Annotated in this window: 22 protein-coding genes; 15 read left to right on the forward strand and 7 right to left on the reverse strand. The window is 65.8% G+C overall.

Annotated elements, in window-relative coordinates:
- Window positions 1-298 precede the first annotated feature (298 nt).
- Window positions 299-2392 carry a methyl-accepting chemotaxis protein gene (locus tag AC1ROB_RS02540; RefSeq protein ID WP_492972323.1) on the forward strand — a complete coding sequence of 698 codons (2094 nt, stop codon included), beginning with the start codon at window positions 299-301 and terminating at the stop codon, window positions 2390-2392.
- Between the two features lies 1 nt (window position 2393).
- Complete coding sequence (locus AC1ROB_RS02545) at window positions 2394-2873, forward strand: chemotaxis protein CheW (RefSeq protein WP_492972322.1); 480 nt, start codon at window positions 2394-2396, stop codon at window positions 2871-2873.
- A 69-nt stretch (window positions 2874-2942) separates the two neighbouring features.
- Here the strand turns inward: AC1ROB_RS02545 and AC1ROB_RS02550 are convergent, their stop codons facing one another.
- Window positions 2943-4181 carry a glycoside hydrolase family 2 TIM barrel-domain containing protein gene (locus AC1ROB_RS02550; RefSeq protein ID WP_492972321.1) on the reverse strand — a complete coding sequence of 413 codons (1239 nt, stop codon included), beginning with the start codon at window positions 4179-4181 and terminating at the stop codon, window positions 2943-2945.
- A gap of 95 nt (window positions 4182-4276) precedes the next feature.
- A complete protein-coding gene (locus tag AC1ROB_RS02555; RefSeq protein WP_492972320.1) occupies window positions 4277-5866 on the reverse strand; it encodes an MDR family MFS transporter in 1590 nt (529 codons plus the stop codon).
- A gap of 214 nt (window positions 5867-6080) precedes the next feature.
- Here AC1ROB_RS02555 and AC1ROB_RS02560 point away from each other — a divergent pair, with 214 nt between their 5' ends.
- Together AC1ROB_RS02560 and AC1ROB_RS02565 are read left to right on the forward strand one after the other, a co-directional pair.
- Window positions 6081-6683 (forward strand): TIGR00645 family protein, encoded by a 603-nt coding sequence (locus AC1ROB_RS02560; RefSeq protein ID WP_492972319.1) that lies wholly within the window; start codon window positions 6081-6083, stop codon window positions 6681-6683.
- Between the two features lie 10 nt (window positions 6684-6693).
- Window positions 6694-7779 (forward strand): hypothetical protein, encoded by a 1086-nt coding sequence (locus tag AC1ROB_RS02565; RefSeq protein ID WP_492972318.1) that lies wholly within the window; start codon window positions 6694-6696, stop codon window positions 7777-7779.
- Here AC1ROB_RS02565 and AC1ROB_RS02570 read toward each other — a convergent pair.
- Window positions 7763-8092 (reverse strand): hypothetical protein, encoded by a 330-nt coding sequence (locus AC1ROB_RS02570; RefSeq protein ID WP_492972317.1) that lies wholly within the window; start codon window positions 8090-8092, stop codon window positions 7763-7765. The two genes, AC1ROB_RS02565 and AC1ROB_RS02570, sit on opposite strands and share 17 nt — an antisense overlap.
- Window positions 8093-8354: 262 nt before the next feature.
- Here AC1ROB_RS02570 and AC1ROB_RS02575 point away from each other — a divergent pair, with 262 nt between their 5' ends.
- Window positions 8355-8990 (forward strand): outer membrane protein, encoded by a 636-nt coding sequence (locus AC1ROB_RS02575; protein WP_492972316.1) that lies wholly within the window; start codon window positions 8355-8357, stop codon window positions 8988-8990.
- 45 nt (window positions 8991-9035) lie between these two features.
- On the opposite strand, the gene cueR is transcribed toward AC1ROB_RS02575, so the two are convergent.
- Window positions 9036-9458 carry a Cu(I)-responsive transcriptional regulator gene (cueR, locus tag AC1ROB_RS02580; protein ID WP_492972315.1) on the reverse strand — a complete coding sequence of 141 codons (423 nt, stop codon included), beginning with the start codon at window positions 9456-9458 and terminating at the stop codon, window positions 9036-9038.
- Window positions 9455-11686, reverse strand: coding sequence for a heavy metal translocating P-type ATPase (locus tag AC1ROB_RS02585; protein ID WP_492972314.1), 2232 nt, complete (start codon window positions 11684-11686; stop codon window positions 9455-9457). Before AC1ROB_RS02585 ends, cueR begins: the two co-directional genes overlap by 4 nt.
- A 207-nt stretch (window positions 11687-11893) precedes the next feature.
- Between AC1ROB_RS02585 and AC1ROB_RS02590 the strand changes: the two genes are divergently transcribed.
- From AC1ROB_RS02590 to AC1ROB_RS02610, 5 genes are all read left to right on the forward strand, one after another.
- A complete protein-coding gene (locus AC1ROB_RS02590; RefSeq protein WP_492972313.1) occupies window positions 11894-12475 on the forward strand; it encodes a PAS domain-containing protein in 582 nt (193 codons plus the stop codon).
- Window positions 12472-13104, forward strand: a complete 633-nt coding sequence (locus AC1ROB_RS02595) for a PAS domain-containing protein (protein WP_492972312.1) — start codon at window positions 12472-12474, stop codon at window positions 13102-13104. The genes AC1ROB_RS02590 and AC1ROB_RS02595 overlap by 4 nt, the downstream gene beginning before the upstream one ends.
- Window positions 13105-13274: 170 nt before the next feature.
- Complete coding sequence (locus tag AC1ROB_RS02600; protein ID WP_492972311.1) at window positions 13275-13991, forward strand: response regulator transcription factor; 717 nt, start codon at window positions 13275-13277, stop codon at window positions 13989-13991.
- Between the two features lie 372 nt (window positions 13992-14363).
- Window positions 14364-15449: a gentisate 1,2-dioxygenase gene (gtdA, locus tag AC1ROB_RS02605; protein WP_492972310.1), complete on the forward strand. Its 1086-nt coding sequence runs from the start codon at window positions 14364-14366 to the stop codon at window positions 15447-15449.
- Between the two features lie 9 nt (window positions 15450-15458).
- Window positions 15459-16106, forward strand: a complete 648-nt coding sequence (locus AC1ROB_RS02610; RefSeq protein ID WP_492972309.1) for a hypothetical protein — start codon at window positions 15459-15461, stop codon at window positions 16104-16106.
- Here AC1ROB_RS02610 and AC1ROB_RS02615 read toward each other — a convergent pair.
- The gene (locus AC1ROB_RS02615) at window positions 16093-16389 is read right to left on the reverse strand and encodes a hypothetical protein (protein WP_492972308.1); all 297 of its coding nucleotides are present in this window, start codon (window positions 16387-16389) and stop codon (window positions 16093-16095) included. The genes AC1ROB_RS02610 and AC1ROB_RS02615 overlap by 14 nt on opposite strands.
- Before the next feature lie 167 nt (window positions 16390-16556).
- On the opposite strand from AC1ROB_RS02615, the gene AC1ROB_RS02620 reads away from it, so the two are divergent.
- The 4 genes from AC1ROB_RS02620 to AC1ROB_RS02635 all read left to right on the forward strand — a co-directional run bounded on the left by AC1ROB_RS02620 (window position 16557) and on the right by AC1ROB_RS02635 (window position 20474).
- On the forward strand, window positions 16557-16931 hold the full coding sequence (locus tag AC1ROB_RS02620) for a nuclear transport factor 2 family protein (RefSeq protein WP_492972307.1): 375 nt from the start codon (window positions 16557-16559) through the stop codon (window positions 16929-16931).
- Window positions 16932-17126: 195 nt separating this feature from the next.
- The gene (locus AC1ROB_RS02625; RefSeq protein WP_492972306.1) at window positions 17127-17996 is read left to right on the forward strand and encodes a hypothetical protein; all 870 of its coding nucleotides are present in this window, start codon (window positions 17127-17129) and stop codon (window positions 17994-17996) included.
- Window positions 17997-18004: 8 nt separating this feature from the next.
- On the forward strand, window positions 18005-19270 hold the full coding sequence (locus AC1ROB_RS02630; protein WP_492972305.1) for an AAA family ATPase: 1266 nt from the start codon (window positions 18005-18007) through the stop codon (window positions 19268-19270).
- 7 nt (window positions 19271-19277) lie between these two features.
- Window positions 19278-20474, forward strand: a complete 1197-nt coding sequence (locus tag AC1ROB_RS02635) for a hypothetical protein (RefSeq protein ID WP_492972304.1) — start codon at window positions 19278-19280, stop codon at window positions 20472-20474.
- Window positions 20475-20481: 7 nt separating this feature from the next.
- Here AC1ROB_RS02635 and AC1ROB_RS02640 read toward each other — a convergent pair whose 3' ends face one another.
- A complete protein-coding gene (locus tag AC1ROB_RS02640; RefSeq protein WP_492972303.1) occupies window positions 20482-20982 on the reverse strand; it encodes a GFA family protein in 501 nt (166 codons plus the stop codon).
- 68 nt (window positions 20983-21050) lie between these two features.
- Here AC1ROB_RS02640 and AC1ROB_RS02645 point away from each other — a divergent pair, with 68 nt between their 5' ends.
- Window positions 21051-21602 (forward strand): AAA family ATPase, encoded by a 552-nt coding sequence (locus tag AC1ROB_RS02645; protein WP_492972302.1) that lies wholly within the window; start codon window positions 21051-21053, stop codon window positions 21600-21602.
- Window positions 21603-21691: the final 89 nt, after the last annotated feature.

Consider the following 21691-nt stretch of genomic DNA (forward strand, 5'->3'; position numbering starts at 1 on the left):
CGGTTTGACCACTACCTGTAGTCCTGCAATCCCGGTTGTCTTCGCATGTCAAACCGCGATGCAGCCAATGCATACCCGGATGCTGATAATTGCATTGGGCATTACCGGATTTTAACGCCACAACTGCCACGTGTCATCGTATCACCGGTGGCACAGCTTTCCGCGGGAAGGAAAGCCATCCCAAACGACCCATGTCGTGGCCGCATGATACCGGCGCCACGGACAGCATGAGTCTTCCAGTCAAACTGATTTGACCCTCGATCCGTCTGCAAGCGGATCGACAGAGGAGACTGTTGCCATGCGTCTAGTGCCCCGGCTGAACATCGGCCCCCGTATTTATCTCGTCATCGCCATCATGGCGCTCCTCACCACCGGCATCGGCTGGATGGGCATCTTCACGATGGATCGCTACGAGGATCAGAGCAACCAGATGGCTGCCCTGGCCGAGCGCGCGCTGATCAGCGAACGCGTGCTGGGCCGCATCAACAACACCCGCGCCATCACCCAGGAAATCTATGTTGCCGAGGATGCCGACCGGCTGAAGGCGTTGACCGCGGCGATGAATGCCGAGATCGACGCCGTCGAGAAGATCATGGCGCATTGGGAAAGCCTGCTGCCGCCGGAAACCAAGAAGACTTTCGGCGAGAGCGTGAAGGCGCCGCTGCAGGCCTATTTCACCAACCGTCGCGCCATCATCGCTGCCGTGCAGAAAGACGGCACCGAAGCCGCCCGCGAGATCGGCCGCTCGCCGGCCGTGCTGAAGCAGCGCGCCGAAGTGATCGAGACCTTGCGTAACGCCGCCGAGCGCAATGCAAAGACGGTCGACACCATGAACGACCAGTTGACCGAGTTCTATAACGTGCAGCGCCCGACCATGATCTGGACCACCGCGACCGGTCTGCTGGCCGCCGTCATGCTGGCCGCCCTGATCGTCATCATCAGCATCACCCGCCCGATCACCCGCATCACCGGTACCATGCGCAAGCTGGCCGATGGCGAGTTGCAGGTTGCCGTGGATGGCGCCGCCCGCCACGACGAGATCGGCGCCATGGCCAAGACCGTGCAGGTCTTCAAGGACAACATGGTGGCCCGCGCCGAGGCCGAAGCCCAGATCGAGGCCGACCGCCAGAAACAGACCGCCGAACGCGAGGCCCGCGAGGCCCGCGAACGTGCGGCGATTGCCGAGATTTCCGATCTCTGCGACAAGATCGCCGCCGGCGACCTGCAGACCCGCCTGAACGAAGGCGACAAGGACGGCTTCCTGCTGACCATGAGCCAGAAGCTGAACGGCCTGGCCGGCATGCTGCAGTCGATGACCGGCGAGCTGGACACCATCACCGCGGCGCTGGCCGATGGCGATGTGACCCGCAATGTCGAAGGCAACTACAACGGCGTGTTCGGCGCCCTGAAGGACAGCGTCAACCGCATGGCCTCGACGCTGAAGGATTTCGCCGGCCGTCTGCGCGGCGCGTCTTCTGCGGTGCGCGACGCCTCGGGCGAAATCTCTGCGGGCAGCCAGGATCTGGCCCAGCGCACGGAAAGCCAGGCCGCCTCGATCGAAGAGACCGCTGCGTCGATGCATGAGATCACGGCCACCGTGAAGCAGAACGCCGACAACGCCCAGGCCGCCAACCAGCTGGCCTCGGTGGCGCGCGGCACCGCCGAAAAGGGCGGCAGCGTGGTGCGTGATGCCGTCACCGCGATGAACGGCATCGAAGCCAGCGCGCAGAAGATCAGCGACATCGTGGGCCTGATCGACGAGATCGCCTTCCAGACCAACCTGCTGGCGCTGAATGCCAGCGTGGAAGCCGCACGTGCGGGCGAGGCCGGCAAGGGCTTCGCGGTCGTCGCCCAGGAAGTTCGCTCGCTCGCCCAGCGGTCGGCCTCGGCGTCGAAGGACATCAAGGGCCTGATCCAGGAGTCGAACGCGCAGGTGCGCAGCGGCGCCGCCCTGGTGCAGCAGACCGGCAGCTCGCTCGACGAGATCGTCGGTGCGGTGAAGAAGGTGGCCGATATCGTCGCCGAGATCGCCGCCGCTTCGCGTGAGCAGGCCACCGGCCTCGACCAGATCAACACTGCGGTTGCCAGCATGGACGAGACCACCCAGCGCAACGGCGCGCTGGTGGAAGAAACCTCAGCCGCGGCCCAGGCGCTGTCTGGTCAGGCGCAGGAACTGGCGCAGCTGGTCGGCTTCTTCCGCACGGGAAATGACAATGCCGTACCGGCCGCCACCAATGTGGTGAAGGTGACTGCCGCCAAGCCAGCCGCCGCCACGGCTTTCACGGCGACCAAGGCGAAGGCGCCGGCCGTTGCCGCACCGAAGGCCAAGCGGCCACCGGTGGCGGGCAACACCGCCCTGAAGGCGGAAGACGACACCTGGGAGGAATTCTGAAATGACTGAACGACACGAGTACCTGACCTTCGCCATCTCGGGCCAGGATTACGGCATCGACATTCTGAGCGTACGCGAGATCCGCGGCTGGACGCGGGAGACCCCGCTACCCAACGCGCCTGCCAGTGTGCGCGGCATCATCAATCTGCGCGGTCAGGTGATTCCGATTTTCGACCTGCGTATCCGCCTGAATGCGGAAGCCACCGAGCCTACTGCGATCCATGTGGTGATCGTGGTGGAGGCGAAGGCCGGCTTCTACGGCCTGCTCGTCGATGCGGTGTCAGATATCGTCTCGCTGGAGGATGGCGAACTGCAGCCGGTGCCGGCGACGGCGATGGATGTGGAGCGCGGCTTCCTTACCGCGCTGGCCGCGCGCGAGGAGCGTATGGTGTCGCTGATCGACCTCGACCGCCTGGTCGAGGGCAAGACCGTGGCCGCGATCGATGCCGTCGACACGCCCTTGCTGGAAGCCGCTGCGTAAAGCTTTAAGCGTTCCCCAGACGCTGATGGAAAAGGCGGGCCTCAGAGCCCGCCTTTTTATGATCCGGCGTTACTTCACCCGGAAGGGCAGGTTGGCCGTGGCCGCCGCGCCCTTGCCGTCGCGCACGGTAACGAACAGGCGGTAGTTGCCGGGCTGCAGGCCGCTGATCGCCGCGCCCTTGGGGCCGGGCTCGCGCACCGCCTGCGGGAAGACCGGCGGTACCTGTTCGGCATCGCCCGAGGTGCGCAGATCGGTGCTTTCGGCCATCACCTGCCAGACCACGCCGAAGGGATCGCCATCGGGATCGTCGACCGCGATCTCGGCGCGCGCCACCTGGTCCTTGTTCCATTCCTCGCCATTGGGGAAGCGAAACAGCGCGATGCGCGGCGCGCGGTTGCCGGCGGGCGTGTTGCCGCCCCAGGCCGCCGCCATCGCTTCGGCGGTTCTGGTATATTCGCCGCCCTGCAGCAACAGGCTATGCCAGGTCGGCGTCACTTCCTGCTTCTGGCCCCAGTAGAACACGATCTGGCCCTGCACCTCGGGCTGCAGCGCGGTGAACCAGCGCGACAGCATCGCCGCCTTCTCGTCGCTGCTCGGCTCGATCGCCGCATTCCATGGCGTGCGTTTGGCCTGCCACTGGCCCATCGCACCCATCTCGGTGACGATCAGCGGGCCGCGCCAGCCCTGCGCCCGCACGCGGCCGGGCAGCGAAGGCAGGGAGTCGCCATAGGAATTCACGCCGAGCACCTGGATGCTGGGGGCATGCTTGCGCAGCTTGACGATCTTGTCGGTGCCGGTTTCGGCCAGGATCGCCATGGTGGGGTGATGCGGATCGAGGCGGCGCACCACGCGCGCCGCTTCCTCGAGCGCCGGCCAGACATCGGTGTCGTCCTTCAACTCGGACTCGACCTCGTTGCCGATACCCCACATCAGCAGGGCGGGATGGTTTTTGTAGCGGTTGACGAAGTCGGTGAGCTTCTGCAGCTGCGGCCCGACCTGGGCCAGGTCGCGGTAATTGAAGCCGCGGCGCGGATGCTCCATCCAGAAGCCGGCAATCACCATCAGGCCGTTTTTCTGCGCCTCGTCCAGCACGTAGCCGGTCTCGTCGCCGTAGGTGCGGATGGTGGTGGCGCCCAGCTGTTTGAGCAGGCCGAAACGGCTCTGGCCGGCGGCACCGACGGCGACGAAGGGCTTGCCATCGACCAGGATGGCGTCGCGTTCGACGACCACATTGGCGGCAGACACGGGGGGCACAGTCGCCAGCACAAGCGCGGCGGCACAGGACAGGACGGATAAGAAGCGCGGCATGGCGTGACTCATGCCCAGATGCGTCGCCGCATGCAAGCGCTTTGCGCAAGGCCTGTGCAAAACCCGGAGACTTCCGGGCCATCCGCCGCGCAGGGTCAGTCTGCGGGGGCGCCGACGCTGGCGGCGGGGTCCTGCGCGGCAGCCGGCACCGGACCGGAGCGCAGCGGTGTCTCGCGCAACCGGACGATGGCGATCAGGGCGAGCGCTGCAATCGCCGCGGCAATCAGGAAGGTGGCCTGGAAGGCGCCGGTGATGGCCGCCTGCACGCCCGGCCGCAGGGTTGCCGGGGTGGAGGCCAGCGCCGTGGTGCCGGCCCGCAGCAGCTGTACCGCCGGCGCCGGGCCGAGCGCTTCATGGCCGGGCAGCAGCCGCAGCAGATAATCGAGCCGGCCGAGCAGCACGGCGCTGAACAGCGCCACGCCGAAGGAGCCACCCATCGAGCGGAAGAAGGAAACCGACGCGGTGCCGACCCCGAGGTCGCGGTATTCCACGGTATTCTGCACCGAGATCAGCATCACCGGCATGAACAGGCCGATGCCGAAACCCGCCATCGCCATATACAGACCGGCCAGCCAGAGCGGCGTGGTGGCCGAGAGCGTGGCCAGCAGCAGCATCGCCGCCAGCACGAAGCCCAGGCCCAGCAGCGGGAAGCGTTTATAGCGGCCGGTGCGGCTGACGAGCTGGCCGGCGGTGATGGCGCCGACCACCGAGGTAACGGTGAGCGGGATCAGCATCAGCCCGGCATCGCCCGGCGACATCTGGTAGACCATCTGCAGCAGCAGCGGCATGAATACCAGCCCGCCGATCATCACCATGGCCAGCAGCGTGCTGGAGGTCATGGCGGTGACATAGTTGGCATTGCGGAACAGCCGCGGCGGCAGGATCGGTTCGGGCGCCCGGCGTTCCTGCCAGATGCTGAGCGCAAACAGCAGCAGAGTGGCGGCGGCCAGGCCGAAGATCACCGGCGAATCCCAGGCCACCTCGTTGCCGCCCATGGTGGTGACCAGCAGCAGGCAGCATACGGCCGAGACGATCAGCACCGCGCCGGCATAGTCGATCCGGTGGCGTAGCCGTTTCACCGGCAGGCGCTGCAGCGTCTTCTGCGCCACGATCAGCGCGGCAAGGCCGAAGGGCAGGTTGATCCAGAAGATCCAGGCCCAGCCCAGATGTTCGGTGAACAGGCCGCCCAGCACCGGGCCGGCCACGCTGGCCACGGCGAAGACGCTGGCGATATAGCCCTGGTAGCGGCCGCGTTCGCGCGGGCTGACCACATCGGCGATCGTGGCATGGGCCATGGCCAGCAGGCCGCCGCCGCCCAGGCCCTGCAGCGCGCGATACAGGATCAGTTCCTTCATCGTGGTGGCGAGGCCGCAGAGCAGCGAGGTGACCAGGAAGATGGCAATGGCCACCTGCAGCATATGCTTGCGGCCATAGAGATCGGAGAGCTTGCCGTAGATCGGCGTCGCCGCCGTCGAGGTGAGCAGATAGGCCGAAACCACCCAGCTCAGATGTTCGGCGTCGCGCAGGTCGGCGGCGATGCCGGGCAGCGCCGTGGCGATGATGGTCTGCTCCAGCGCCGCCAGGAACATGCCCAGCATCAGGCCGAACAGGATGACGATCTTTTCTTGGTGACTGAAAGCGACGGGACCCGGAACCGGGTCGGCGGGCGGCGGCTGGCTGGTCATGGGCAGGCCAAGGATAAAGAAGAGCGACGGGATAGCGGCGCCGGAAAAGCTGCGTCGCCGGGGGAAAACGTCGTATACGTTCTACTAGACCTGCCCGGCCACCCTGACAAGGCGGCATTTCGCCACGGCCCGGGTGTCATCGTTTTCCAACCGTTACGGCCTAGTTTGACCGGGCCGCTTCGGTTAGCGTGCCGACGGTTTTCCGGGGAGTCCCATGCGCAAGATCGAGCATCTGTTTGAAAGCATTCTGTTTGCCTCGCGCTGGGTCATGGCGCCCTTCTATATGGGCCTGGCCATCGCCCTGATCCTGCTGCTGATCAAGTTCCTGCAGGAGCTGTTCCATACCATCCCCGTGGTCTTCTCGATGTCGGAATCCCAGCTGGTGCTGTCGATCCTGTCGCTGATCGACCTGTCGCTGGCCGGCAACCTGCTGCTGCTGGTGATCTTTTCCGGCTACGAGAATTTCGTCTCCAAGATCGATACCGGCGACCACAAGGACCGGCCGAGCTGGATGGGCAAGATCGATTATTCCGGCATGAAGCTGAAACTGGTGGCCAGCATCGTCGCCATCTCGGCGATCCAGCTGCTGCGCGCCTTCATGAATATCGAGGAACGCGACAATATCGAACTGGCCTGGCTGGTCGGCATCCACCTGACCTTCGTGATCTCGGGCGTGCTGCTGGCCTGGATGGACCGCCTGACCGAGCATGCGGAAGGCCACGGCAAGGATCCGCATATCCCCGATGACGAGACGGTGGCCGATGGCACCATCGACAGCCGCGCGAAACCGAAGCCCAAAACCAAGAGCGCCCATTGAGTCGACGGCCATGGCGCGGCGACTGATTCCCCGCGCCCTGGTCCTGTCCGTCGTCCTGCTGCTGGCGGCCTGCGCCAGCGATCCGTATCGCGATTACGATCCGCTGCCCGGAGCCGTGCAACGCGGCCATGCCGGCGCCATGCCGCATACCGACCGCAGCGGTGCCGTGCTGACCGCCTTCGATCCGGCGCGTTCGTTTTTCCCGCTGGCCCTGGGTGGCGCGCTGGTCGATTTCGACCAGAGCGCCGGACGCGGTTTCCATTCTGCCTTCACCGCCAATTTCAACGCCGTCGCCGCCGACCCGGAACAGCCGCTGGACTCCATGCTGAATGCTGCCGAGGGCTCGCGCCTGCAATTGCTGCGGCCGCAACGCGACCTGCTGCATGCCACCCTGCTGGACGCGTCAGCGGCCGTGGTGGTCGCCATGCCGCGCGATCCGGCCGAAGCCGATGCCTTTGCCGCCACGGCGCGTGCCCATCGCGACAAGCCGGTGTGGGCTTTGCTGCCGGCCTATGCCCGGGGGACGGAACGCCTGCTGGATCCGCAGGAAGCCCGTGTGCTGGCCTGGAGCGCGCTGGTGGCCGGCGCCAGCGGCCTGATCTGGCAGGGTGAGGATAACTATGCCGCCCGCAATGCCGGATCGCTGGGCATCAGCGCGCAGCCGCGGCTCGATTACGGCATCCGCACCGGCACAACCGCGCCGCTGGTGGTGACGCCTGAGGCGGCCGCCACATCGCGCCGTCTGTGGGATGCGGTGGCGCAGATGAACCGCCGCATCGGCCGCCTTGCCCCGGCCCTGCTGCAAGCCGACGCCGACACGGGCTACAGCCTGGCGGTGCGGCTGCCGCGGCGGGGCGATGCGCCATCGCGACTGCGCAGCCTGCTGAAAGCCTATGAGAGCGGCCTGCTGCTGATCGTGGTGAACCCGACACCGGAGGCAGACCATTTCCGCGTCGCGCTGCGCTTTGCCAAAGTCGCGCGCATGGATGACGACCGGCCGGTGGAACAGGATGCCGCACGCGGCCTGTTCCGCGACCGCATCGATCCTTACGGCGTACAGATCTATCGTATTGCGGTGTCTAGTTCGGCGTCCTGAGGATGGCGGCGCAGAGCGCCGGTACGGCCGCCTTGTCCTTAGCCGTGACGACATGGTTTTCGGTGCTGCGCGACAGGCCGGCAATCGTCACCGCGACACCCCGCTTGGGACAGATGCCGAGACAGCGCACGCGCGCGACACGCACCTCGCGCTTGTGAGCACCGGTCTGTTCGAGGCGGTCCCTGATCTCATCCTTCAGATGCTGCGTCAGTTCGGTGCCGCGACCGCCATCGCATTCCGAGCACACCAGCACCAGTGCCATCGACCACGGCGCGGCGACGGGTTCGAGAACTGGTTTTTCAGGATGGCTCATGGCTCGGTTTCGGCTAAGACTGCACCCACCGAGATAAGGCAGACGGCGCTGCATGGCAAGCCGGCGCGAAGCCCAAGAGGAATGAAACGACGGTACGCCCGGCCGGTTCCCGACTGTTGCACAACTACAACGCCCTCGCCGTGTTTCAGCTTAAAGACGGCACCTGCGCTTGTGCGCGCCGTTGATCCTTCCCACGTCAGCAGAACCGCCGGATCAACATGGCGGACAGACGTCCCCTCGCCACTTGGTAAAGGATTGCACCATGTCCCGTTTGACTCTCGCCGCCTTTGCGGCCGCCCTGCTGTCTGCAACTGCCCTGGCGCCCGCCATGGCGCAGGAGCAGCAGAAGATGAACACCGGCACCTATGGCGGTATCGCTGGCGGCTACCTGATCCCGCAGGACACCGACGGTCCCGGCGGCTCGGTGCTGGAGCAGGATAATGGCTATGCCATTTATGGCCAGTACGGTTACCGCTTCCCCAACCAGCTGCGTCTGGAAGGCGAGCTCGGTTACGGCAATAGCGAGTATGACCGCTTCCGCGCCAACGGCGGCAGCAGCCGCCTGGGCGACGATGTCGATCGCTACTCGGCCACCGGTGCGGCCTATTACGATTTCAACACCGGCTCGCCGCTCAGCCCCTATATCGGCGCCGGCGCCGGCGTGATGCACCAGCGCTTCGACCGCCGCACCGTCAGCAGCAACGGCACAACGCTGGGCGGCAATGATGGCAACAGCACCGACCTCACCGCCTTTGGCGAGGCCGGCCTGAACTATCGCCTGAGCAGCAGCCTGGAACTGGTGCCGAGCTATCGCTACCAGTGGATCGGCGATGGCGAGCAGGGCCTGGACGATACCACCATGCATGTGGTGCGCGTCGGCCTGCGCAGCTGGTTCTGATCTCCTGACGATCCGACGGCGGAGCCCACAAGGCTCCGCCGTTTTTTATGTGTGGCAGGCCGGTCCCTCTGCGGGAATGTCGAGGCCGCCCAGATCATCGAGAATGGGGCAGTCGGGCCGCGCATCGCCATGACAGGCTTCGGCCAGATGCTGCAGGCTGCGTTTCATCGCCTGCAGTTCGACGATCTTGCGCGTCAGGTCGTCGATATGCTTGACCGCGATCTCTTTCACCGCCGCAGACGGCCGCTCGCCATCCTGCCAGAGGCCAAGCAGCAGCCGGATATCCTCCAGCGCAAACCCCAGATCGCGGGCACGGCGGATGAAGCGCAACAGATGCACGTCGCGCTGGGCGTAAAGGCGATAGCCGCTGCCGCTGCGCCCGGCTGCCGGCATCAGGCCGATGCTTTCGTAATAGCGGATCATCTTGGCGGTGACGCCAGACGCCGCGCTGGCTTCGCCGATATTCATGGCAGCACCTCCGGTTTCCAGCGTTTCAGCAGCAGCGCGTTGGTCAGCACGCTGACGCTGGACAGCGCCATCGCAGCGCCGGCCAACATGGGATTGAGCAGGCCGAAAGCTGCCAGCGGCAGGCCGATGACGTTATAGACAAAGGCCCAGCCGAGATTCTGCCGCACCTTGGCATCGGTGGCACGGGCGATGGCGATGGCATCGACCACCAGCGCCGGATCGCCGCGCATCAGCGTGATGCCGGCGGTCTGCATCGCCACATCGGTGCCTCCATATCCAGATTCACCTGGGCCCATGGCGATGCCGAGATCAGCCGTGCTGAGCGCCGGCGCATCGTTGATGCCATCGCCCACCATCGCCACCACCGCGCCGGCCTTCTGCAGCGCCTGGATGCGCGCGGACTTATCCTGCGGCAGCAGCTGCGCCGCGACATCGTCAATCCCGAGCTGGGCGGCCACCGCATTGGCCGCGCCGGCATTGTCGCCCGAGAGCAGCAGGGTGCGGATGCCCATCGCCTGCAGACGCAGGATGGCGGTCTTTGCCGTCGGCCGAACCGTATCGCCGAATGCGATCAGGCCCAGCACGCGACGTCCGGGCAGCGCTGCCAGCCAGGACACCGTGCGGCCCCGGGCCGCCAGCGCCGCGGCCTGCGCCTGCAACGGCGACAGATCGATGCCATGCTCGCGCAGCAGGCTGTCGCGCCCCAGCAGCAGCGGACGGCCATCGAGCAGTCCACTGAGACCGCGGCCGGGCAGATCGACGAAGTCGGTGAGGCGATGCTGCGGCAGGCCGGCAGCACGCTGGCGCAGCGCCTGGGCCAGCGGATGCTGCGATCCGGCCTGCAGGCTGGCCGCGAGCTGCAGCAGTTCGGTTTCATTGCTGTCTGCGCTGGCGATGATATCGGTGACCACCGGCCGGCCTTCGGTCAGCGTGCCGGTCTTGTCGAAGGCCACGGTATCGACGCGGCGCGCCACGTCCAGCGCATCGGCATCGCGGATCAGGATGCCATAGCGCGCGGCGAGACCGGTGCCGACCATCAGCGCCGCCGGCGTGGCCAGGCCAAGCGCACAAGGACAGGCGATCACCAGAACCGCGATGGCATGCAGCAGGGCGCGTTCGCTGTCGCCGCCGCTCAGGCTGAGCGTCAGCGTGAAGGTGACCAGCGCGACGAACAGCACGACGGGCACGAAGATGGCGCTGATATGATCGACCAGCTTCTGCACCGGCGCCTTGCTAGCCTGGGCGCTTTCCACCAGCCGCACCACGCGGGCCAACATGGTTTCCTGCCCGGTCGCCGCCACGCGCACCAGCAGCAGGCCATCGCGATTGATGGTGCCGGCATGCACGGCATCGCCGACGCTTTTGTCGACCGGCAGGCTTTCGCCGGTCAGCATCGACTCATCCACGCTGCCGCGACCTTCGATGATATCGCCATCGGCGGCAAAGGCCTCGCCGGCACGCACCACGATCAGATCGCCGCGCTGCAGCTGCGCCGTGTCGACGGTTTCCTCGCGGCCATCGGGATGGCGGCGGCATGCAATGGGTGGCCGCAGGCGCAGCAACGCGCGCAGGGCTGTCACGGTCTGACGCTTGGCACGCAGCTCGAGCCACTTGCCCAGGCGCACGAAGGCGACGATCGCCACCGAGGCTTCATAATACAAATGCGGCATCACCCCATGCGCCATATGCGGCGCGGCGACATACCAGTTCCAGGTGCTGAGACCCCAGGCCGCCGTGGTGCCGAGCGCCACCAGCATGTCCATGTTGCCGGTGCGCGCGCGCAAAGCCGAGAAAGCCCCGCGATAGAAGCGCCAGCCGAGCAGGAACTGCACCGGCGTGGCGATGGCGAACTGCGCCCAGGCCGGCAGCATACGATCGTGAATGCCGGCAACCTCGGCCACCATGCCGCCAAGCAGCGGCAGGCTGAGCAGGATGGCGAGCAGCGCCAGACGGCCCTCGCGCTGCAAGGCCTGGGTCGGTTCGGGCAGCAGCGCTTCCGGGGCGAGCGGCTGGGCCTCATAGCCCGCCTTGCGCACCGCCGCGATCAGCGCCGCCGGATCGGCCGCGCCAAAGACACGGGCGGTTTCGCCGGCCAGATTGACGCTGGCGCTGGCCACGCCGGGCACGGCGGCCAGCGCCTTTTCGACCCGGCCGGCGCAGGAGGCGCAGGTCATGCCGGTGACCGACAGCGAAAGCGCGGGGGATTGGGGGGATGGCAGGGCGGACATGGGACACTCGCGGACAGCTATATGGGCTGTCCTGAGACATAGGGCTTCCCATGATAGGAAGGTCAAGCTCTTCTGCATCGATGCTCCGCACCGGGTCTGCTACCTCCGGAGGAAGTAATTCTGACCAATTCTGATTTTCCCCAAGTTTTCATAGGATTATCGAATCATAACGACGCCAGCGCCGCTCAGCTTTGATAGGGTCGGGCCATGGACTTCGTGGCCAGCCTTCCCAGCCCGTTGACCGAGCCGAGCCGCCGCTTCTTCGCCGAGTGGCATCGCTGGCGCGGCGGCGGCCTGATTCCGCAGCGCAGCGCCCTGGATACTGGCCGGCTGCGCGACCTGCTGCTGCGCTGCATTCTGCTGGAAGTCCGCGGTCCGGAAACTATGCCGATCCATTTCGCCGGCAGCGATATCGCCGATCTGCTGGGCGCCAATCTGGCCGGCCGCAACTATCTCGATCTGACCGAACCGGAAAACCGCCGGCGCCGCGCCGACCTGCTGCTGACCGAAGTGGCGCAGCCCTGCGCCGCCGTCATTTATTACTGGCTGCGCCGGGACGCGCAGATGGTGCCGGTGGAACTGGTTTCGGCGCCGCTCTGCGAGGCCGGCGAGACGCGGCCCAGCCTGGTGCTGGCCTGCGCCACCCTGCTGCTGAAGACCTCGGATACCGGCGGCGCGATCGAGCCGGATTCTTACGCCGAAGGCGAAGGCCTGCATTTCATCGATATCGGCGCCGGTCTGCCCCCGGTGGGCCCCGACCTGCATGTCAGCGGGCAACTGGAACAATGACCCGCGCCCATCCTTACAAGACTGACAACCTGCGCGCCCTGTTGCAGACGCCGGCGTTGCAGGTGCCCGTCACCGCTCTGCCGGCGGCGCGTCACAGCGGCGACGACAATGCCCTGACCGCCGACAGCCGGCAGTTCCTGACTGCCTGGAAAGCCTGGCGCGGCGACCGCCTGCTGCCCCGACGGCGCGACATGGATCTGGTCTCGGTGGCGCGCCTGATGCCGCAGATGGTGCTGCTGGAGGTGTTCAGCGCCGAACGCACCGCCTTCCGCCTGGCCGGCAACGATATCGAACAGCTGCTGGGCACCCGCCTGATGGGCCGCGATTACCTCGACATGATATCGCCCGACCTGCGCGCCTGCCGCGGCAGGCTGCTGTGGCAGGTGGTCAACCAGCCGGTGGCGCTGGTCACATTCTACGGCTTGCAGCAACCCGACGGGCGGCGGCGCGAAGTGCAGGTCTGCAGCGTGCCGCTGTTGCCCGACGAACCCGATACGCCCCTGCAGCTCCTGGCGGTGGTGAGCAACCTGCCGCATCTGTATCGCGGCGAGAGCATCGCCCTGACGGTCAGCGGGTTCCGCGTGCACATGATCGATGTCGGCGCCGGCTTGCCTGTCATACAGGCGTAAACCCCGGACAACCGCTAAAATCACCGGCAATACCCGCAATTGGCGCTTGCAAGAGATCGCCATGCGTTACCGCTGGGCGAAAACATTATTTTTCGATACCCTATCTCCTGAGTGTATGACCGGACTGAATAAATCAGCCGGCTGACAAATGGGAGGCGGCCCTGGGTTCCGTGCAGAAGCTAGAACGGCACAGCATCCTGTTGATCGAAGATTCGACGCCGGTCCGCGCCGCCCTGCGCGCCGCCCTGGAAGCGGCCGGCTATGAGGTGCTGGAAGCCCCCAATGGCGAAGACGGACTGACCAAAACTGCCGATGCCGACCTGCTGCTGCTTGATCTCGGCCTGCCCGGGATTAGCGGATTCGAGGTGCTGGAGCGTCTGCGCAAGACCTCGGCCATGCCGGTGGTCATCCTCTCCGGCCAGGAAGAGGTGGATGCGAAAATCCGCGCCCTCGACCTCGGCGCCGACGACTATGTCACCAAACCCTTCGATGCCGGCGAACTGCTGGCCCGCGTGCGCGCCGCCCTGCGCCGCAGCCAGGACGCAGCCGGCAGCGCCACCAGTACAATCGTCACCGTCGGGCCGTTCGTGATCGATCCGCTGACCGGCGATACACGGCGCGACGACCGCCCGGTGCGCCTGTCGCCGATGGAAGCCCGCTTCGTGAAGATGCTGGCGCAGAAAAGCGGCCAGCCGGTCGGCACCAAGCAGCTCACCGTCACGCTCTGGGGCAATGACAATGCCGAGATGCGCCAGGCGCTGCGGGTGCTGGCGCGCAAGGTGCGCTGCAAGCTGGAAAAGGATCCGGACGAGCCGCGCTTCCTGCTGACCGAGCCGCGGCTCGGCTATCGGCTGACCGATCCGGAAACCGTGACCGCCGCGCATTGATCGCCTCTGCAATCTGAGACCGGCTGCCATGCAATGCCTGCATGGCGAAAAACGAAAATCCATTGAATCTCAGGCGATTGCAAATCGCCAACGGTGAACGCGCCCTGCATCCGGGGCATGATCACGCCGATCTGATGCGACAAAATGGCCGGGGCCCTTGGAAAATTTGCAGACACCACCCATATCGGTGTCATGGCGATGGCGCACTGCCGTTGCCGGTGTCGAAGATCCCCCCCTTCGATGCCACTCTGGCGCAGTAGTATATATGCGCGAAACGCCCGGCTCGCCCCCCCGACCGGGCGTTTTCTTTTGTCCGGCTTTTGAGACTAATCCGTCCTCTGATAGTATGCGGCCAATCCGAGGATATGCCCGATGACCCAGCATCCGACCATCGACCGCACCACAATCGACAATGGCGTCATGCAGCAGCGCAAGGCCTTCTACGACAAGATCGGCGCGCGCAAGCTGACGCCGCTGTGGGAGGTGCTGCATGCGCTGGTGATTCCGCAGCCGAAAAGCGCCTGCCAGCCGGCGCTGTGGCGCTATGCCGATATCCGCGACGACATCATGGAAGCCGGCCGCCTGATCACGGCGAAGGAAGCCGAGCGGCGGGTTTTGATTCTTGAAAATCCCGGCATGCCCGGCCAGTCGCGCATCACCACCTCGCTCTATGCCGGACTGCAGCTGATCCTGCCGGGCGAAGTGGCGCCGTCGCATCGCCATACGCAGTCGGCCTTGCGCTTCATCGTCGAAGGCGACGGCGCCTATACCGCGGTCGATGGCGAGAAAACCATCATGCGCGAAGGCGACTTCGTCATCACGCCGAGCTGGACCTGGCACGACCACGGCAATGACTCAGACCGTCCGATGGTATGGATGGACGGCCTCGACATCCCGCTGGTGCAGGCGCTCGACTGCTCCTTCATGGAACGCTATCCCGAGGACAGCCAGCCGCTGTCGCGTCCCACCGGCGACAGTCTGGCGCGCTACGGTTCCGGACTCCTGCCGGTCGATCACGAAGTGCGCGTGCCGACTTCGCCGGTGTTCAACTATCCCTACAGCCGCACGCGCGAGGCGCTGGAGACCATGCGCCGCACGGATGAATGGGATTCCTGTCACGGCCTGAAACTGCAGTATGTGAATCCCGCCACCGGGGAAGCGGCGATGCCGACCATCGGCACCTATATGCAGCTGCTGCCGAAGGGTTTTGCCGGCGAGCGCTATCGCAGTTCGGACGCGACGGTGTTCAGCATCGTCGAGGGCGAGGGCTATACGCTGGTCGGCGAGGGTGCGGATGCGCAGCGCTTCGACTGGGACAGGCGCGACACCTTCGTGATCCCGAGCTGGGTGCCGCATCGCCATCATGCGCCGAACGGCGATGCCGTGCTGTTCAGCTTCTCGGATCGTCCGGTGCAGAAGAAACTCGGTCTGTGGCGCGAAAGCCGCGGCAACCGCTGAGAGCCAGATATGACCAAGATTCACAAGATCATCGAAGTTGCCAATGACGACGAGGAAGACGACGACGACTTCATCGAACTGGGCGCGCAGGATTTCCGCACCGGCGACGATCTCGACGGCCTGCGTGCGGTAGCGCGGCTGGCGCGGCTGGCCGGCAGTCTCACCTGGTTCAGCGCCGTCGGCCGACCGCTGAACGCGGCCGAGCGCGACATTGCCGAGCGCTATGCGGCCGGCATCGGATTCTCGGAAGTGCATATCGCCGGCGTGGAAAACTGGCTGGCGGCCTCCGACACCGCGCAGGCGACGGATTTCGAGGAAGACTGGTGGCAGGCCGAGGAACAGATGCGCCGCGCGCTGTTCGAGGATGCCCTGCAGTTCAACAGCGAACACGATCTGGAAGTGGCGCTGGCCCATGTCTCGACACGGGCCGGCGAAGTGGCGCATGAGCGCGCCATGAAGGCGGCCGCGCGCCATGGCGTGAGCGATCCCGACCTACTGAAGGTGGCGGCCGGTGCGGCGGCGCAGGCAGCCTACCAGGCCGCCCTGGTGCTGGCGGCCGAAGCCGATGCCGAGCATCCCTTCGCGCTGAAGTTCAGGCTGTTCGAGATGGGCCGCCTGCCGCTCGGGCTGGTCGGCAATACCTTCAATCTGTTTTAAGCCGCGCGTTGCTGCGTTCTTCGCCGCGGATTTCGCGCTGGCGGCCGTAAAGGAAAATCCCCACCACCAGACCGCCCAGCACCAGGCTGAGCGTCACGCCCCAGAACAGCGGCCAGGCTGCGGCGGGATCGAACTCGGCCGTGCTGCCGTGCCAGAAGCGCAGCGCCATGACAATGGCGGCGCCGAAGGCAACGATTAGCGCCAGCGTGATGCTGATGGCGAAAATCTTGTCGCTGCGCGAATGCAGCGACGGGATGGGAAGCGGGGCGAGGGGATCGGGCATGGCTGCCTCTCTTTTCTGTATGCCGTTACGGAACACCAGATTGCGCCGCAACGACAAGAAACAAGAGATGTGACGAATGGACGCGCCGCCCGGCCGCGCCCTGCTGCCGGACCGGCGTCCTTCTGCCATACTGCCGGCAGAAGGATACGTCGGGGAGAAACGCAGACATGCCGAGCCGGGCAACCGTTGAAGCCTTTGTGGCGATGGTGGAATCCAACCAGCACGATACCGCCATCGAACAGTTCTATACCGAAGACGCCAGCATGCAGGAAAACCTGGGCGAGCCGCGTCAGGGCCGCGACCTGCTGGTGGCGCGCGAGCGGCAGGTCCTGGCGCGGGCCGATGCAGTGCGGACATGGTGCATCCGCCCGGTGCTGATCGAGGGCGACACGGTGGTGATCCACTGGGTGTTCGAATTCGACTTCAAGGACGGCAGCAAACGCCGCATTGAGGAACTGGCACACCAGACCTGGAAAGGCGACAGGGTCTGGCGCGAGCGCTTCTATTACGACCCGGCGCAGATGAAGACGGAACGCGCCTGAGGATCGGGCGCCGCGGCGAGGGAGCCGGGCAATATTCCGCGCTTCCTTTTTTATGCGGGAAAACTTATATTCACGGTTGCAGGCTGAAAAGCGGCACAGGTGGAGATGTGCTGGTTTTCCAATGTTTTTCATCGTTGTTTTCCCGAGTAAGCTGAAGTCGCGTGAGTCCTGGCAGGGGATGCTTACGGCAAGGCCATGGAAGAACCGGAGCAGAGTCCCGTCGCGCAGCCGCTGTTGCGCGAGAGCGCCTGGGCAGGGGTCAAGAAAGCGGTGCCCGCCGTTGTCCTGGCCGTGACCTTCGGGCTCCTGGCCTTCGGGATCGCCAATCGCGTCGGTGCCAATTTCGGCCTGCCCATGCTGCTGGCCAGCGACCCGCCCGATGCAATGTCGCGCGATGAGAAGGATGCCCTGGCCCGGCGGTTTTCCGGCAACGGTCCGGTGGTGCTGCAGGCCGTCCGGCTGCGCCAGACCAACGACGCCATCGCCCTGATGGGCTTCTCGCTCGAGCAGGAAAAAGCCTTCCGCACCGATCTGGCGGCCCAGGTACTGCGCGAGCAGCCGACGCCGGCCGGCCGCGAGATCGCCCGCTATATCGAAACCCTGCCGCCGCCGGCCGACCCGCCGGTGGCAGCCGCACCGCCGGCGCCCACACCGGTATCCGTCACCGCGATGTCGCCCAATGGCGGCACGGCTTCGGCGGCGCGGTCGGCGCCCGCACCCGCAGTGACCGCAGCGCCGCGCCCCAAACCGGCCCCGGTGCCCCTGCCGGCCACCCTGGATCCGGAAACCACGCTGCCGCTGGCCTGGATTTCGCTGTGGGATCACAAGGACCCGGATGGCGATGTCGTGCGCGTCGTCAGTGCCGGCTACAGCCGCACGGTCGCCCTGCTGAACGAGCCGGTGACCCTGGTGCTGCCGGTGCCGCCCAGCGGCATCGTCAATGTCATGGGCGTGACCGATGGCCAGGGCGGCATCACCGTGGGCATCGGTTCGGCAGCCATGGGCGTGGCCCTGCCGGTGCTGAGCGAGGGACAGATCGTCGGCGTTCCCGTCATGGTGAAGTGACGCAAGCGATGCAGGCATTGGTCAACTGGCTGAACCGCTATTCGATTCTGATCGCCGCCCTGATTCTGGTGGTGATGCTGGTCCAGCTGTGGATGCATCTGAACCTGGATGCGACGCGCATCGCCGGATGGCTGGGCGAGGCCGGCATCTGGCTCTCGGCCCAGGCCTGGTGGGTTCTGAGCGTCGCAGTGTTTTTCTGGCTGGTCGTGTTCGTCGGCCTCTGGCACGAAACGCGATCCGCATCTTCCTCCGGCGCAAAGCGCAAAAGGGGCGTTGTCATGGATATCCTCGATCGTCTGACCAACCGCAAAGTCATCGAAGACCGGCTGTCCGAACCGCCGGAGCCGATCCTGATCGATGCCGAGCTGCTGAAAGGCCGGCTGAAGGCGCGGGTGATCGGCCAGGACGGCGTCTGCGACGATGTCGCGGCGCAAATCCGCCGGCGCGCCGCCCTCAGCAAACGCGTGAAGCCGATTGCCGTCTTCCTGTTCGCCGGCCCGCCCGGCACCGGCAAGACCTATCTGGCGAAATGCCTGGCCGAAGCGCTGGATCGCAAGCTGGTGCATCTGGACATGGCGCAGTATGCCCGCGGCGCGGTGGCCGGCACCACGCTGTTCGGCTCGACCAAGGGCTATGTCGGCTCGGACTCTTACGGCACGCTGACGGCAGCACTGCGCGATGTGCCGGATGCGGTGATCCTGCTGGATGAATTCGAGAAGGCCCATACCGACATCCACAAGAATTTCCTCACCGCCTGGAATGACGGCTTCATCACCGAATCCTCCGACGGCAAACAGATCGCCACTTCGAAGGCGATCTTCGTCCTCACCACCAATGCCGCGACCGCCAAGCTGGCCGAACTGGCGAAGCAGTATGCCGAAGATCCGGAGATGCTGCGGCGCGCGTCGCTGCAGGCCCTGCAAGAAGCGCGTTTTGCGCCCGAGGTGCTGAGCCGTATCGACCGCATCTTCGTGTTCAGGCCGCTGCAGGGGCTCGACATCGCCCGCGTCGCCGCGCTGGAGATCGAGCAGATGATCAAGGGCTACGATCTTGAAGTGGTGGCCGGCGGCATCGATCCCGAGATTCTGCTGGGCCTGGTGGAGAAGCTGGGCAAGCTGGAAGACCTGGGCTCGTCGCGCGATCTGGTGCGCGCCATCGAAGAGAGCATTGCCGATACCCTGATCGAGGCACGGCGGCGCAAGGCGCGCTTCATCCGCCTGGATGTGAACGGTGACGATGTGGTCGCCGTCTTCGAACAGAGCGCCGGACGCTAGCCGCCGCATGTCTGCCACCCTGCGTCTCTGGCGTCAGGCCCCGCTATGGCGGGTCTCGCTGTATCTGGGCGTGCTGGCCGGCACCAGCTTCCTGGTGTTTCCGCCGGCCGCACCGCCGCGCGCGCCCGCGCCACGCGCCGCCGGCAAGGTGGATGTGAATCCGGCCGTCGCCTTCCAGCCCAGCGCGACCAGCATCGACAGGCCGCTGAGCGATGCCGACCGGGCCGCCATCGAGAAAGCCGCCGTCGACAAGGTCCTGGCCGAACGCGCCGCGGCCGAGAAAGCCCTGCTGGACCGCGCAGCTGCGGATAAAGCTAATGCCGTGGCTGCCGCGGTGGCCGCCGAACGGATCGCGGTGGCCAAGGCCGCCCAGGCTGCTGCAGCACCGCCACCGGCTGCCACACCGGCACCGCGCACCGGCAGCGCCGCGCCGGTGCCGCAACCGGGCGGATCGCAGGCCGGCGCCGGCCTGGTCCAGCCCGACACATCCCTGGCGCCGCAGACGCCAGCCGGCCGCACCGGCGGCTATGGCAGCAAGCATCGCGTCTCCTACACCATAGAGAGCCGCGAAATCCCGCTGCCGCATGGCGAGTTCCGGGTGGTGGGCATTGCACGCCAGACTTTCGGCGCCGCCGAAGGCAGCTATGCGGCTCTGGTCAATATCGAAGCTGGCCTGCTGAAGGCGATCGTCGTCGTGATCGCCACGCCGCCAGCCGCCAAGATGGCGGCCGGTCTGCGCGGCTATAGCGAGTGCAACCGCACCGACCTGCTCCACCTGGTCAAACAGAGCAACCAGGACTTCGGCAATCAGGACTGCTACTACGTCAACCATGTGATGCCGGATGCTTGGCGCAATTCCGCGTCCAATCCGCAGTCGAAATGGATCATCACCGATCTCGACCTGCAGAAGCTGCCCGTGCCGCCGTCTCTGATCGTGAACACCTATCATTTCGCGACACAGGACGCCTTCCTGCGCGTATCGTATTACTTCAATCCGGAAGCCCGCGGCATCGCCTCGCGCCGCGCCGCCCTGTGGAATGACAGCGACTGGTCGCGAAACTATCTGGCACAGGACAGCAAGAAGCTGGATTACATCGAGACGACCAAGGACTGGGCCGCCGCGATGTATCCGTTCCTGCGCGGAACCTTCGAAGGCAAGACCGGCAATACACCGAGCGCCAAGCTGCTGACGACCCTGCCCTGAGCCTGCGCTATTTCGCCCAGACCTTGTACTTCCTGTGCCAGGCCGCGAGCGAGAGCTTCGGGTATAGCTCATACTGCTCGTCGTTGCGGCCGATCTGCGGTTTCACCCAGGCTGGCTTGTAGCGCAGCATGAGATGTACCTTCGCCTTCGGCTGCGGCAGCGCCGTATCGATGGCCGAGGCAAAGGGATGGATCAGATCGGGCCAGGTGGGGTCGTAAAGCCACAGCGCCGTCGCGCATTTTTTACAGAAGTTGCGCTCGCCCGTGCTAGTCCTGCAGGTCCCGCCATCCTCGTCGGCGATCGCGGCGCGAAACACCCCGATGCTGCGTTTGCCCTTGGTGATCTGCAGGCTTGCCGAGAGGCCGCCCAGGTTGATGGCGTAGCCACCGCCGCCGGCGGTCTTGCGGCAGATCGAACAGTAACAGAGCTGATAGGGCACCGGCGTGTGGCTGTCGAGCGCGAAGCGGACGGCGCCGCAGCGGCAGGAGCCTTCGAGAGGCATCGGCATGGCAGTCTCCCATGAACAGATGAAAACTAACGGTTCTGACCCGGCCTGCGATCCGTTAAACATGGCCCATGCTGGCGCATATTCATATCACCGGTCCCGCAGGCGCCGGCATCAGCACGCTGGGCGTGGCGCTCGCCCGGGCCCATGGCCTGCGCCACCTGGATACCGACGACTTTCTCTGGCTGCCGACCGATCCGCCCTATCAGGAACTGGTGCCGGCACCGACGCGGCTGCAGATGCTGCGCATCGCCTTCGAGGATGCGGCCCGGCAGGGCTGGGTGCTGTCGGGTTCGCTGTCGGGCTGGGGCGATCCGCTGATCCCGCAATTCGACGCCGTGCTCTATGTCTATGCGCCGGCGACCGTGCGGCTGGAACGGCTGCGCCGGCGCGAGGCCGAAAAGCTGGGTGCGCGGATTCAGCCCGGCGGCGTCATGCATGCCGAGCATCTGGACTTCCTCGCCTGGGCCGCCGCCTATGACGACCCCGCCATGACCGGACGCTCGCGGCACGAACACGAAGCCTGGCTGGCGCGCCTGACCTGTCCGGTGCTGCGGCTGGATGGCGAGATGCCGACCGCAGACCAATTGCGGCAGACCGGGGTTTTTCTGGCAGGACTGTGACAAGGATTGCACCCTGACAAAACGCCGGTGGCCAAGCGGCCATCATGGCGTTATATCGGCCGCGCGCTCCGGGCCGATACAAGCTCCCA

It is taken from the genome of Ferrovibrio sp. GW821-FHT12F09 (assembly GCF_058806775.1).